The organism is Pseudoalteromonas phenolica, assembly GCF_044788725.1.
Taxonomy (GTDB): Bacteria; Pseudomonadota; Gammaproteobacteria; order Enterobacterales; family Alteromonadaceae; genus Pseudoalteromonas; species Pseudoalteromonas phenolica_C.
Genome location: NZ_CP173162.1, coordinates 250,611 through 264,379 on the forward strand (window position 1 = coordinate 250,611; position 13,769 = coordinate 264,379).

Sequence of the window (13,769 nt, forward strand, 5' to 3'; positions counted from 1 at the left end):
TAAATTCGCTGCTACCGGGGTTTAGTTCGGTAGCCCCGACTTTACGTCGGGTATGCGTTACTCACAAAAGACGCGAAATGAAATCTCAGCTACCGGGGTTGTTTATCTCGGTAGCACCGACTTTACGTCGGGTAAAAGAGTGAACAGGCAAAATTAAAGTTTATAGCTAAACTTTTAGATTGTTTTTAATAAAAGGACTTTTTTAATGTTTTCAGCCATAAATCTTCGAAAAGGCAGAGTATCAATTTCTGGAAGGTACTACGCAATCACTATAACGACTCAAGATAGAAGAGAAATATTCACACAACTGCACGTTAACCAGCTTTTAGGCCAAGAAATATATAAACTTGAAGATAAACAATATGCTGACGTGATTGCTTATACAATAATGCCAGATCATATTCATTTGTTGATTAAATTGGGCTGCATTCTTGAGTTGGGGCAAGTAATCAAATTCTTCAAAGGTCGAACTGCGACTCTTTTAAGAAATACCGTAACTGGTAAGGTTTGGCAAAAAGGGTATTACGATACATGTATTAGGCGAGAAGAAGAGCTGTTAAATCAAGCTAGATATATTGTTGCCAACCCATTGAGAAAAGGCTTGTGCAAGCATGTGTCGGAATATTCCTTTTGGGATTGTATTTATCTAAATAACGCGAAATGAATTCGCTTCTACCGGGGTTTTTAGCAAGGTGGCACCGGCTTTATGTCGGGTAAGCGTTACACACAGAAAACGCGAAATAAATTCGCTGCTACCAGGTGTTTAGCACGGTAGCACCGACTTTATGTCGGGTAAGCGTTACACACAGAAAACGCGAAATAAATTCGCTGCTACCGGGTGTTTAGCTCTGTAGCAGCGACTTTACGTCGGGTAAGCGTTACACACAGAAAACGCGAAATGAATTCGCTGCTACCGGGGTTGTTAGCTAGTTAGCACCGACTTTATGTCGGGTAAGCATTACTCAAATAAGTCGCGAAATAAATTCGCTGCTACCGGGGTTTTTAGCAAGGTGGCACCGACTTTACGTCGGGTAAGCGTTACACACAGAAAACGCGAAATAAATTCGCTGCTACCAGGTGTTTAGCACGGTAGCACCGACTTTATGTCGGGTAAAAAATAACTCGACAACATCCACTATATTTCGGTTTATCTGCTTATATTAAAAACAATTTAAAATAATCAGACCAAACATGAATAACTTATTGATTCTTATCACTACTCATCTACAAAAATTTAAGCTAAATTAGCAATCAACTAAGTTACAAAGAAACTTGGCGAGCAGCAGCTATATTAAAACTGCAAAGGCGTGAAACCCAACGTCACCACTCTCACACTGGTAAAGAATAAACACATGACACAACAAACGCTCGACTACTACGCTCAGAACGCCAGCGCATTCGCCAACAGCACGCTCCATATTGATATGAGCGAGTTTTACAACGCATTCTTACCGCATATTCCTTCAGCCGAAGGCTGCCCGAATGGCTTAAAACCCCATATTCTAGACGCAGGCTGCGGCTCGGGCCGAGACGCACTGTACTTTAAAAAGCTCGGCTACAAGGTCACGGCATTTGATGCCGTTGCCGAATTGGCAGAAATCGCCAGCTTTCACCTAGAACAGCCTGTTTACGTAAAAACATTTCGCCAAATTAACGACCAGCACCAATACGACGGTATTTGGTGCTGTGCGAGCTTACTGCACGTTGCGCACAGCGAATTACCCGACCGTTTCACCAAACTTGCCAATGCGTTAAAACTAAATGGTGTGTTATACGTTAGCTTTAAGTACGGCGAAGGTGAGCGAGACATAAACGGCCGCCACTTCACTGACTTAACCGAAGAAAGCCTAAAAGCATTGATAGATGCAGAGCCGCAGTTAACCCTTGAAAAAACATGGCAAAGCGAAGATCAAAGACCAGAGAGAAAAGGCGAGATTTGGTTGAATGGGTTGATTAAAAAGAAATAAAAGTTGCTCCTCAAGGTGTGAATAATAATTCATTCACACCTAACTAATACATCCTACATTGTTGTATAAGGAATATGCTAGGACGTGAAAGATATAAAACCAAGCGAAAAACTACAGTTAGAATTTATTTCATTTATCCAGAGAATTTTATCTGAGGGCGACTTTGTTGCTACCTATAAGTATGCATTGTTAAATGCTATTGCTGATATATGTATAGAGAAACTTGATGTTAGTGCTAATGAGAGCCTCAAAATTGAGCATAGTTTATTAGCTGAGAAGTTACTTCAATTATATTGGCATCATGCTATGCCTTTTTCGAATATTAAGTCGGGAGCAGACGCGCTCCTCAAACAAAATTCCGGAGCGCAATCTAAAGTCATTTCAGTGTTGTATGAATGCCAACAAAATAATATTCGTAGTTTAGGACAATTGAAGAGAAGTAGTTACTGGCATGAAAGTTATCGAGCAGCGTTAAATACCTTGAAAACAGGACCTCTCTGGCGGCTTCAAATTCTAGCTAAGCAAGAAGAATGTTTTCTTTATCCTCATGACAAAAAACCGCAATACATTGAACTTAAGCCAGGTATCGCAGCATGCTTTAGGAGGTTTTATGATTTGGTTGTTTACCTCTCTAAAAATGCATGGTTGCAAAAAATTCAGAGCATCAAATATAACCAAGCGTTAATTGGGCCTCAATCTAAACTCGAGTCATTTTTGTTTGGAGAGGACAGGCAATCTTTAGCTAAAGTTAAGCCAGTACTAGTAGACTTACAAAAGAACCAATGCTTTTACTGTCAAAAACCATTTAAGAATGATGTTGAGATTGATCATTTTATTCCTTTTTCTCGTTACAGTAATGATTTAGCGCATAATTTCGTTGCTGCTCATCGTAGGTGTAACAATAATAAACGAGACTTTCTTGCCTCTTATGAACATAGGGATAACTGGATAGAAAGTAATTTAGTTAAACACAGTCGAGTTATTGATTCTGAATTGAGTAGGTACTTTGATTGTAGTGTTAATCAAAGTATTGCTGTGAGTAATTGGGCGTATGAAGTAGCAAGAAGTAACCATGCAAAACTTTGGCATGGGATAGACACATTTGTTGATTCAGCACCTTTAGCTCCTGTTTTGACGTTTAAAAAGAAATATGGTGAAAGAGAAGATAAGGTTGAGGCTAATAAGAATGAAAAAATCGCAGAGCCAAAACCGCAATTGCTTTACTTCCCTAATTTAAAAATTGCCTGCGGGCACTTTAAGACTGGCGATGAAAGTGATGCTCAGTATATGGATATACCTGGTGGTATTGGTAAGGTTGACCCTAATAAGCATTTTTTGGCAAGGGCCAGCGGTAATTCTATGAATGGTGGCAAGAGTCCTATTTTTGATGGTGATCTATTGTTGCTGGAATTTATTACGCCTGAGAGTGCTGGCTCATTACAAAACCAAACTGTAGCGATTGAGAGACTGGATGACGCAGGCGACAGCCAATATTTATTGCGAGATATTAAAAAAGCAACGGACGAAAATGGCGACTCATACTATCAGCTCATTGCGAAAAATCCTGACTACTCCATTTTGGTTGCAGATGAAAATATGAAAACCTTTGCAAGACTAAAATCTGTTCTTTAATTGATAAAGTAAAACTATGTCACGACTCAAACCAGAACAAAAAATCATAATTGCTATATTGGCTTTTGTTGCTGCCATTTTTATTGTGGTTCAGTTGTTTCTATTTGAGAATTCTGGTGCTGATGTGCCTACGGTAGTTGAAAGTAACAACACAGCAGCAGAACTATCATTTGTAGAAGATGATGTGATAGATGTAATTGAACAGGCATCTGAGCAAGTTGAAACTAAATTAGATGATGCTCAATCAGAGTCTTTTTATGTGGTTCAGCAAGATATTTCTTATACTGAGCATGCGCCTCATCCTTGGGAACTTGTAGAAGTAACTCCAGCACAAGAGCAGCTTTGTCGGGATATGGCCTTAGAGCCATTAAGCTATAAAGAGGTGTATGACGAAGAGTTACAAGCCAACAAACGAGTTTATTCTGATTATTACGAACTCAATATAGCCGTTTTGCATAACGGAAAGGAATATAGTGTGGGCTCTGTGTATGGTAAAAAAACTGAAAAATGGATCTTATCTAATATTAATCGTCATTTAGAGCGCGTTTACGAGTCTTACTTTAATTGGTTAGGTGCAGAAAACCTCTTTAAAACACCAATAAATATAAAATTAGCAATAAACCAAACCCAATATTTTAATGCTTTAAAAGAGCATGGTGCTGAAGAATCGGCAGTTGTTAGAGGTGTCTATTTACCTTGGATACACCAAGCATTTGTAAAAATACCATTCAATGATAAAGGGCAAATACTTGGACAGCCGTTTATGCGCACCTTGGTTCATGAAGCTGTTCATGCAATTAATTTTATTCAGTTTGGTTATATGCACCGTTGGTTACAAGAGGGGTTAGCTCAGTACTTTACACACTATGTTGATCACGCAGTACCAGAGTTGTTTTTAGATTATGATGAATGGGAAAAAAGAAGCGGCTCATTAGGCTCGCCATTAACGTTACAGGAGTTGATTTACCCTTCTGATCACTGGTTAGAGGATAGACAAGCTTTGTATGCAACCAGTTTTGCTTTTGTGCAGTATTTTAGTGAACTACCAGAACCGAAAAATTTACTATTAACAATTCTTAAAACCGAAAACACTCAACGTTGTTCTTCGTTAAATAAGCAATGGGTAGAAAGTACCCTTGATCCTGAAAACTTACTCTACTCAAATATTCAAAGTTGGTTTGATCACACTGTTATCTATTTTTCAGAGCGGGTTGAAGAATACAAACTTGAGCAGAAGAAAGCCTTACCGAAACAGTAAGGCTTGGCACTAAGTTGCTCATTTGTTCGTATTTAGTTTTGTGATGCACACTCTAAAATACAACAATTCGTACTTAGTGGGTGAACGACAAAATGTTTACCCGCTTTTATTCTTCCGTAAATAAAAGCCTGAGTACTTTGGCTTATAAATAGTTATTTAGCAATTACAGACGCTTACACATTACTTCTATGTGGTTAATGTATGCTTTAATAAACAATGACTCTGGTATTTAATAATCAATTAAAAGTGCACATGTTATTTGTCATCCAGTTAATGTGAAAATGACAGTATCGATGACTTGATAATCTATGGCTGTTTTAATCCAAGGTCTTTGATGTTAATGAAGCTAGCGCAACTCATCTCGTCTAGAAGAAGACGTTTTTTAAGTAACTCTTATGCCTAACAATTAAATCCCATTGAAAAATATAGCTTTATGTATTGTCTTTAATGTTTAATTTGTTGCAATAGAAATTGATAGTTATTATCATTTAACTTTGTTTTTAATTGTCATTTTCTCATGTCAGATTTTTTTTCTCCTTATAGAGTAGAAGTTTTTAGCAGGGCGCTGATGTCTGTTATTGGTGGCTTTACTTTCTCGCTATTTATTTGTTTAGACCTTTCATATTTATTACCTATTGAGACAAAGCATGCAGTTGCATGGTCAAGTATGCTGTTTTTTATTGTATTTCCAGCGGTGGTGATGTGGTCGTTTGCTGTTAAAAACTACAAGTTGGCGAGCTTAAAATTAATTCTGATAACCAGTGTTTTAGCATTTATGTTTTGGCTGTTTAAATTTCAGGGAGTGATGTGATGAAGAGTGCTTTTCGCCAATCTATGGCTTGGTTGCATACCTGGGTTGGTTTATTACTTAGCTGGATTTTATTTTTTATTTTCCTAACTGGTACGCTTGGCTACTTTGATGATGAATTAGATGATTGGATGACGCCAGAAACGCCTGTATTTAATGTAAGCGTCGAGGAAGCAGTGCCTGTTGTTAAGCGCTTTGTCGATAAAAACAAGCTTGATAATTATTCAGTTCGATTTCCAGTGGAGAGATCGCAGCCATTTTTAACGATTTCTTATCGAGATGAAAACAACAAACGGCAGCGTGTAAATCTAAACCCGAGCACGGGTGAAGCGTTAACCCTAAGGGCGACGGCTGGCGGTCAAACATTATATCGAATGCACTATCGACTTCGTTATATGCCAAAGATGGTTGCTTATTACATTGTTGGTGTGGCGACGATGTTTATGTTTTTGGCTTTGATCACAGGGGTTGTGATCCACAAAAAAATATTCAAAGAGTTTTTCACATTTAGAAAAGGTAAAAAACCGACGGCTTGGCTTGATGGTCATAACTTAATGAGTGTTATGTCATTACCATTTCATTTTATGATTACATTTACGGGTTTTTTGCTGCTTCTTTACAGTTTAATGCCTTTGATTATGAATGCGCATTATGGTGCCGGAAAAGAGGGTAAAGACGCTTTTTATAAAGAATACTTTAATCGAACTTCAGTAGAAAAGTCAGGCGTTTACCAATCAAGCCTTGATATCGATAAATTACTTAGTATTGGCCAAAAAGCGATGGAAAACAAACCTGTTGCATGGATGTCGTTATCTCATCTGAATGATGCTAATTCACAATTTGAGATTGGAAGCGTTCATCAGACTCTCAGTGATAGCAGAGATAAATGGGTGTTTGATGCTAACACGGGCAAATTATTGGATGAACAAGTAGGTCATCAATCATCAAAGTCATTTTATTATGTTTTGCGCTCATTACATGAAGGCTTATTCGCGTCAACTTCATTAAGATGGCTTTACTTTTTGACGGGACTTTTCGGAACTGCAATGATTGCTTCTGGTATGGTGCTCTGGACAGTAAAAAGAAGAAGTAAGTCAATAAAAGAGGGCGGAGGCTCGTTTGGATATCGCTTCACAGAAGGATTGAATTTAGGATGCTTATTAGGTTTACCGTCAGGTATTGCTGTTTATTTGTTGGCAAATAGATTATTACCTTTGGATTTTAGCGCTAGGGCCGCTGCAGAAGTGAATTCACTATTTTTGACATGGGGAACAATCAGCTTGATTGCCGTAGTGATGGCACTTTTGAAAAAAGCGGATGCTGCTTGGGTTAAATTAACCTATTTGGCTGGTGTCTTGTTTGCCAGCGTGCCGGTTGTGAATGCATTAACGACGAATCTTGGTTTTTTTAATGCGCTAATAAGTAAAAACTGGGTGTTTGTTTCTGTAGATCTTATTTGTACGCTTGTATCAATTATATGTATTACTTTAGCGATTTACCTTCAAAAGCTTTTCAGTAAAGAGTGTAAAGAAACGAAAGCTGTTCAACAAAGAGTACTTACAAGGACACAAGCATGATGATTGAGTTACTGACCCTATTAATGATGCTACATGGCCTCACTTTGTTGTTACTTGCGATGCCTAAATACAATAAACAAGTACTTGCTTTTCCAAAGAAAAATAAGAAGTTAGAACAAGTATTTAAACATACAGGCGCATTACTTATATTTGTAAGTGTAGCAATATCTATGTTTTATAAAGGAATCGGAGTGGGGTTTGCTTGGAGCTGTGCATTAGTCACTTTAACTGGCACAGCCTTGAGCGTTACTTTCTCAATGAATAGCAACAAAGTTGCACTGGTGTTGATTTATTTGCCAACAAAGTTGTTTGGGGGCATTAATGTGAAAACGTCAGCTTTTTTGTTAACCATTTACCTTATGATTACGTTGTTAATTTTGCTTTAGTTATTGGTGATTTGCTTTTAGTAACCTGAAGTGATTGCTTTGTATCAAGAAAATTTGTTTGATTTAACATAATTCATGCTTTCAATTTGAAGAGTGTGATAAATTAAATATTCATATGTTTGGCTTCATTTTAATCTTGTTTACAAATATTTGCTTTAGAGTGTTTCAAAGTATGAATAACTGATTGATAAGCATGGTTTTAAATTTATAATGCTATTGCTTAGTAATAAGGGTGGTTGTTATTTTGTTTGATACTAATGTTTCTCAAGTTAAGTTTGCTGATTGGACGCTATGTACTCGAAGTTGTAGTTTAATCAGTGAGATAACGACACAAGAACTAACACCTTTAAGCTATAAAATTCTTTGTTACTTCATTCTTAATCCAAATAGAATTATTTCTAGAGATGAATTTGTTAGCAGTGTATGGGCAAACCATTATGTTGATGACAACGCAATCAATAAAGCCATCTCTGATCTGAGGCGCTTACTTAAAGCAACAAATGATTCTCCTAATTTAATAAAAACTCACTATAAGAAAGGTTATAGTTTTATTTGTGAGGTTGAATATGTATATGAAGACTCAACCACGCTGGGTGAGTATTCAATTGATGCCACTTCACAAGCCACCAATGAAATTAACATCAGTACAACTGCCAACGAGACAAGAAGCCTTAATTCATCAACTCAATCAAGTCAGTTTTTATTAGGGTATAAAGAAAAGCCAAGCTCATTATTTAGTTTAAAATATTTTCTTCTAATTATCGCATTTTTGATAGCTGGTGGCGGTGCAACATATTGGTGGCAAACACAACCCAAGGTATTAAATCTTCAGTCTAAAAAACTTTCTATCTCAGATAATAGCGTTTATTCATTGCTCAGCTTATCGCCATCGAATGATAAATTGGCAGTGAGTAAACTCAATCCTAAAAACAATGTTGATGAAATTTTCTTAATTGATTTAGAAACACACAAAAATACAAAAATAATTTCTGAAGAACTAGACAGCTACCCTATTGGCTGGGCATCAAACAGCAGCAGTATTTACTATCAAATTATCAATAATGAGCAAAGTATATGTGAAATTTGGCGAGCTGATTTTAGGGTTAACAATGAAGTTGCGGCAAAAGAAAAAGTATTGGATTGCGAGTCTCAATATATTCTCAGTCTAGTTACTGATGAGCTAAGTAACAGAATTATTTATACAAAGTTTGGCTATCGAAATGTCCCTAGCTTATCAGCGCTTGTTGCAAGAGATTTAGAAACCGGTGAAGAGTTTCAAGTTACCTCTCCAAATATCGATTCATACGGTGACAGATATGTCACTCTTTCGCCAAAGAAAGATAAAGTGGTGTTTATCCGTTCAAAAGTCGGTTTGAGGCAGATTTTTGTTGCAAATTTAGACGGCAGTATGCAAGAGCTACTTTATGAAACACCTGAAAGCATTCGACGGGTTTCATGGAGTAGTGATGCAAATAATCTTACATGGTATGTATCTAACTCAAAGAAGCTCAGTACTCTTGATATAAGCTCTAAACAGGTTGTAACTAAATCATTAAAAGCAGATTCGTATATTGATTTTATGTTGCCTGGTTTTAACTCTTTATATGGTGCTACTAGAACTTCTGACAATGATATTTTTGAATATGATTTGAAATCAGCATCACAAGAGAAATTAGTCGATAGTAGGGCAACTGAGTTTATGCCAATTGCTGTTAAAGAAGGCTTTTACTTTTTTCAAGAAGGTGAGCCTATGAAGTTATTTTCTTACTTCAATAAAGAATTAGTTCAAAATGATATTGCTATAGATTTACCTACATTTGGTTCGGGAGATTATTACGAAAACAGTGGGCTAATTGCCTTAAGCTATAATAAAGAGTTACGTTTAATTGACCCTATTAAGAAAAAAGTAATCGATAAGTTTACTGTCCAAAATCAAATTGTAGATTTAGCTTGGTTCAATAAAGAAAATTTACTTTTAGTTTTAGAATCAAAACAAAGTGAACAGCATGTATGGATGTTCAACTTAGAGACGGAAGAGCTACAAAAGATTATTCATCAAAATGCTAAAAGCATTGCAAGAACTGATGATGATAAAATACTTTATCAAGATTTTTACAATAATTTTTACCTTTTCGACCCCCAAGAAGGTATTCAAAAATTTATTTTGTCACTGTCTGGTTATCCTTATATTCATTGGAAATTATATGGGCAAGAACTGTACTATTCTTCAGGCTCAAGTCTATTTAAATACTCATTGGAGACACTTCAGGAGACAAATTTAATAGATGATTTTAATACCATTGAAAAAACCATTGCAGATTTTTCGGTCACTGAAAAGTTGGGGGGATTAAAACTTATCATTCAAATACAAAGCTTTAAAAGTAATGAGGTAGTTTTACTCAACGTTATTCAATAATTACTAAATTGTGAGTTGTATTTTTTAGGTATTTGTAAGTAATCCCTCATTCTCTTCTTCCCCTTTCTAGCTAGTATGAAAAAAGATTCAGCGGCGCTAGTCTTAATTTCTTTTTAAAGGCTGTTGAATCTTGTTTAATACTTTTTATGTTGCTGTTTTCACAACGAGGCTACTCATGTTTTTAACTCTAAATAAAAAGAAACTAAAAGAGCTATCAAACTCTAAGGTCATTAGTTCAGACACACGCCTAGTCAGAGGTGGGGGTGACACTACAGAACGTCCTTCTAAAACAAGTTATGCGAGATGCGTAGTTGAAGAAGTCGAAAAGTTAGTAGGTTAGTTTATGTAGGATTTAATCAAGGAACGGTTGAAGTAATCAAGGAATGGTTGAAGTAATCAAGGAATTGTTAAGGTAATCAAGGAATGGTTAAGGTAATCAAGGAATGGTTAAGATAATCAAGGAATGGTTGAAGTAATCAAGGAATGGTTGAAGTAATCAAGGAATGGTTGAAGTAATCAAGGAATGGTTGAAGTAATCAAGGAATTGTTAAGGTAATCAAGGAATGGTTAAGGTAATCAAGGAATGGTTAAGGTAATCAAGGAATGGTTAAGGTAATCAAGGAATGGTTGAAGTAATCAAGGAATGGTTGAAGTAATCAAGGAATGGTTGAAGTAATCAAGGAATGGTTGAAGTAATCAAGGAATGGTTGAAGTAATCAAGGAATGGTTGAAGTAATCAAGGAATGGTTGAAGTAATCAAGGAATGGTTGAAGTAATCAAGGAATGGTTGAAGTAATCAAGGAATGGTTGAAGTAATCAAGGAATGGTTAAGGTAATCAAGGAATGGTTAAGGTAATCAAGGAATGGTTGAAGTAATCAAGGAATGGTTAAGGTAATCAAGGAATGGTTGAAGTAATCAAGGAATGGTTAAGGTAATCAAGGAATGGTTAAGGTAATCAAGGATTGGTTAAGGTAATCAAGGATTGGTTAAGGTAATCAAGGATTGGTTAAGGTAATCAAGGATTGGTTAAGGTAATCAAGGATTGGTCAAGGTAATCAAGGATTGGTTAAGGTAATCAAGGATTGGTTAAGGTAATCAAGGATTGGTTAAGGTAATCAAGGAATGGTTAAGGTAATCAAGGAATGGTTAAGGTAATCAAGGAATGGAACAGCTATTCGCAGCTTCGCAAGGATTGGTATTTGCGACTAAATTTGCAAGGAAAGATCATAGGAACTAAATAGCAGGGACGCACGATGTGTAAAACTAATTCATCCAGTCGTGTTTCAGGGAATGACTCACAAGTGTTGTAGTACTTACTTCTACTATCATAACTAATATGGAGTGGGTGCAATACCAAAACAATAATCTAAGTCCACTTCATAGTTACATGGAAGTACGTGAGCTTTTTTGCCAATCATTTTGATTGGCTTTTTTATACGTAGTCTTCATATTTCAATAACCACAATTGTTTTTAATTCAGAAAACTATACTGAGGTAATGATAACGTATCGGTAAAAAGGTAAAAGAGTCTAAAATTGCCTGTTTTAAAGAGAGCCCCATCAAAGTGAACGTCACTATTAGTCCCTCAAATAGATTGAAGATCAGTTTAACGATACCTTTCATCATTACACTTTTTAGCTTTTAGTATACAATTCGATTCTAGACTTTTGCCTTACACTTTTGCATCAATATTGCATAAGCTAAGTCGGTGTTGCAGGTTATTGCCTCGAGGTTTATTTTGCGTTGTTTTAAGCTACTTATTTTTTTTACCACATTCATACTCTTTGGCTGCAATAAAGAAGTCACTTTTTCAAAAGGTGTGATTTCAGATCTTAGCAATGAGCAATTGTTAAGTGCTCAATTTTCTAAGCAAGGAAACTTACTTTTAATATTGAAACTTAGTGGTCAAGCAACTGTTTTTAATGCTAATAATTTTAATGTTGAGTTTGAAGTCCCCAAAAGTGAAGAGCTTCAACAGACCCGACTAGCGCTTTTGTCCGGAGATGGCTCAAAATTAATTTTGGCCAACGATAATGATGTTGCGATTTGGTCAGTTTCAGGAAAAGCCTTGATTGGTAAAACTCAGTTTATGGGTGTGCAACAATTTGCCAAAATATCGGCATTGGCCATATCAGATGATAACGACAAATTAATCGTGGGTATGTCTGATGGTGCCATAAATATGGCGACATTATCTACTCGGCTGAACAACCGTTTTAAGCCTCACACTAGACCTGTAACACACATCTCATTTTTAGATAATGAAAAGTATTGGTCAGCGTCTCAAGATGGAAAGCTTGCCTATCGAGTTTTTGCTTCAGCAGAGCCGATAACAGAACAAGAATTTGCTCACAGAATTACATCGCTAGTGTTGGGCCACGATAGCAACAATATGTTTGTATCTGATGCTTTAAAAACACAATTGGTCAAACCTTTAACAGGTCAGGGAGCTGCAATTCAGCTTCAGTATATGGCAAGGTTTATGGTTTTTAGGCAAGCTTACTTTATTAATCATGCTGATCTTTTAGCTACTTCATCTTCAAAGAACCATTTATCTTTATGGGATACACAAACTGGAGAGGAGCTTGGCACTTGGCAAAGTCAGGTTGAAACGCCAACAGCAACAATCTTATCTATGTTTAGTAATGACAAGGGAGAGCTGTTAACAATAAACTCCGATGCGATGCTAGAAAAGTGGGATTTAACACAGCTAAATACTTTATAAGGTAATGATATGACTAAATATGTATATAAATTATTATTAGTGTTTGTTGTATCTTTATCTGGTTGTGAGGATCCGACGACTTTTTCGATTAGTGAAAAAAGCACGCACAAGTTTACTGATAATTTAGTTTATCTTGCTCAATTTACAGATGATTCTCAAGAACTGACAGTGATTGATGAAAAGAGAAACTTATACGTTTGGAACTTAGATACAAAACAGCTTATTTTCTCATTAGGTCCTTCTGAAACGCCTGAAGAACTGAGAGTGTTTTCTTATAAAAAGGTCGCAGGATTACTGATAATTGCTGGCGCAAATTATATCGATTTATGGGATGTGAAACAGAAATCGAAATTAGGTCGCTTGAAAATTGAATCGGATGAACCGCTTGCAAAAATTTCTGCACTTAATCTATCTCGACATGCAGGACTTATAGCGATAGGTATGACTGACGGCACCTTGTTTGTTTACAACAGGTCAAGTAACTCTTCTATTAAAGAGCGGATCCACGATAGTACTATTAATCACTTGTATTTTGATGATGCTGACAGATATGTGCTCTCGGGTGGTCTTGATGGGAAAATTTCAAAACGAGCAGTGAGTAATCTGGAGATTCAATATGAGAAAAAATTTAAAACTCGATTGAGTAGCCTAGCTTTCAATAACGAAAGTGGGTTGGTGTTTGCATCTGATGTATTAAAAGAGCAAGTGGTTTTTGATTTTAACTCTGGAGAAAGAAAATCTCACTTAGATTACTCTTCTAGGTTCCGTTGGTTTAGAGAAGCATTGTTTTTAGATGATAAAAAGCATTTATTAACAACAACACCAAAAACAGATATTTCTATTTGGCACATAAAAACAGGTAAAGAGCTGTTTACTTGGTCTTCAAAAGTGCTTTCGCTAGGTAGCACAACGATGGATGTAAAAAGTGACGGAGAAGACATAGTAACAGTGACTAGTGAAGGCGTGTACCAAAAGTGGTCGCTGATAAAACAGTAAACT

The 13,769-nt window shown here is 36.3% G+C and carries 11 protein-coding genes; all 11 read left to right on the forward strand.

Annotation, left to right across the window (positions count from 1 at the left end; genetic code table 11):
- The first annotated feature begins 205 nt into the window (after positions 1-205).
- The 11 genes from ACH784_RS18770 (at position 206) to ACH784_RS18820 (ending at position 13,766) form a co-directional block, all read left to right on the forward strand.
- Positions 206-664: an REP-associated tyrosine transposase gene (locus ACH784_RS18770; RefSeq protein ID WP_404396515.1), complete on the forward strand. Its 459-nt coding sequence runs from the start codon at positions 206-208 to the stop codon at positions 662-664.
- A 688-nt stretch (positions 665-1,352) separates the two neighbouring features.
- Positions 1,353-1,967 (forward strand): class I SAM-dependent methyltransferase, encoded by a 615-nt coding sequence (locus ACH784_RS18775; RefSeq protein ID WP_404396517.1) that lies wholly within the window; start codon positions 1,353-1,355, stop codon positions 1,965-1,967.
- Between the two features lie 84 nt (positions 1,968-2,051).
- Positions 2,052-3,599 carry a S24 family peptidase gene (locus ACH784_RS18780; RefSeq protein WP_404396520.1) on the forward strand — a complete coding sequence of 516 codons (1,548 nt, stop codon included), beginning with the start codon at positions 2,052-2,054 and terminating at the stop codon, positions 3,597-3,599.
- A gap of 16 nt (positions 3,600-3,615) precedes the next feature.
- Positions 3,616-4,857: a hypothetical protein gene (locus ACH784_RS18785; RefSeq protein ID WP_404396522.1), complete on the forward strand. Its 1,242-nt coding sequence runs from the start codon at positions 3,616-3,618 to the stop codon at positions 4,855-4,857.
- A gap of 568 nt (positions 4,858-5,425) precedes the next feature.
- A complete protein-coding gene (locus ACH784_RS18790) occupies positions 5,426-5,668 on the forward strand; it encodes a hypothetical protein (RefSeq protein ID WP_404396525.1) in 243 nt (80 codons plus the stop codon).
- A gap of 23 nt (positions 5,669-5,691) precedes the next feature.
- A complete protein-coding gene (locus ACH784_RS18795) occupies positions 5,692-7,242 on the forward strand; it encodes a PepSY-associated TM helix domain-containing protein (protein ID WP_404396984.1) in 1,551 nt (516 codons plus the stop codon).
- Positions 7,239-7,628 carry a DUF3325 family protein gene (locus tag ACH784_RS18800; RefSeq protein WP_404396527.1) on the forward strand — a complete coding sequence of 130 codons (390 nt, stop codon included), beginning with the start codon at positions 7,239-7,241 and terminating at the stop codon, positions 7,626-7,628. Before ACH784_RS18795 ends, ACH784_RS18800 begins: the two co-directional genes overlap by 4 nt.
- A 244-nt stretch (positions 7,629-7,872) precedes the next feature.
- Complete coding sequence (locus ACH784_RS18805) at positions 7,873-10,044, forward strand: winged helix-turn-helix domain-containing protein (RefSeq protein ID WP_404396530.1); 2,172 nt, start codon at positions 7,873-7,875, stop codon at positions 10,042-10,044.
- A 175-nt stretch (positions 10,045-10,219) separates the two neighbouring features.
- Positions 10,220-10,384, forward strand: coding sequence for a hypothetical protein (locus tag ACH784_RS18810; protein ID WP_404396533.1), 165 nt, complete (start codon positions 10,220-10,222; stop codon positions 10,382-10,384).
- A 1,552-nt stretch (positions 10,385-11,936) separates the two neighbouring features.
- Positions 11,937-12,770 carry a WD40 repeat domain-containing protein gene (locus ACH784_RS18815; RefSeq protein WP_404396537.1) on the forward strand — a complete coding sequence of 278 codons (834 nt, stop codon included), beginning with the start codon at positions 11,937-11,939 and terminating at the stop codon, positions 12,768-12,770.
- Positions 12,771-12,779: 9 nt separating this feature from the next.
- Entirely contained in the window at positions 12,780-13,766 is a 987-nt protein-coding gene (locus tag ACH784_RS18820; protein ID WP_404396540.1) for a WD40 repeat domain-containing protein, read from the forward strand.
- The last annotated feature ends 3 nt before the right edge of the window (positions 13,767-13,769 follow it).

What these genes read in the sequence shown, in the direction of transcription:
- ACH784_RS18820 (WP_404396540.1), top strand. Translation starts at nt 12,780, where the DNA reads ATGACTAAATATGTATATAAATTATTATTAGTGTTTGTTGTATCTTTA.
- ACH784_RS18810 (WP_404396533.1), top strand. Translation starts at nt 10,220, where the DNA reads ATGTTTTTAACTCTAAATAAAAAGAAACTAAAAGAGCTATCAAACTCT.
- ACH784_RS18775 (WP_404396517.1), top strand. Translation starts at nt 1,353, where the DNA reads ATGACACAACAAACGCTCGACTACTACGCTCAGAACGCCAGCGCATTC.
- ACH784_RS18795 (WP_404396984.1), top strand. Translation starts at nt 5,692, where the DNA reads ATGGCTTGGTTGCATACCTGGGTTGGTTTATTACTTAGCTGGATTTTA.
- ACH784_RS18790 (WP_404396525.1), top strand. Translation starts at nt 5,426, where the DNA reads ATGTCTGTTATTGGTGGCTTTACTTTCTCGCTATTTATTTGTTTAGAC.
- ACH784_RS18770 (WP_404396515.1), top strand. Translation starts at nt 206, where the DNA reads ATGTTTTCAGCCATAAATCTTCGAAAAGGCAGAGTATCAATTTCTGGA.
- ACH784_RS18785 (WP_404396522.1), top strand. Translation starts at nt 3,616, where the DNA reads ATGTCACGACTCAAACCAGAACAAAAAATCATAATTGCTATATTGGCT.
- ACH784_RS18800 (WP_404396527.1), top strand. Translation starts at nt 7,239, where the DNA reads ATGATGATTGAGTTACTGACCCTATTAATGATGCTACATGGCCTCACT.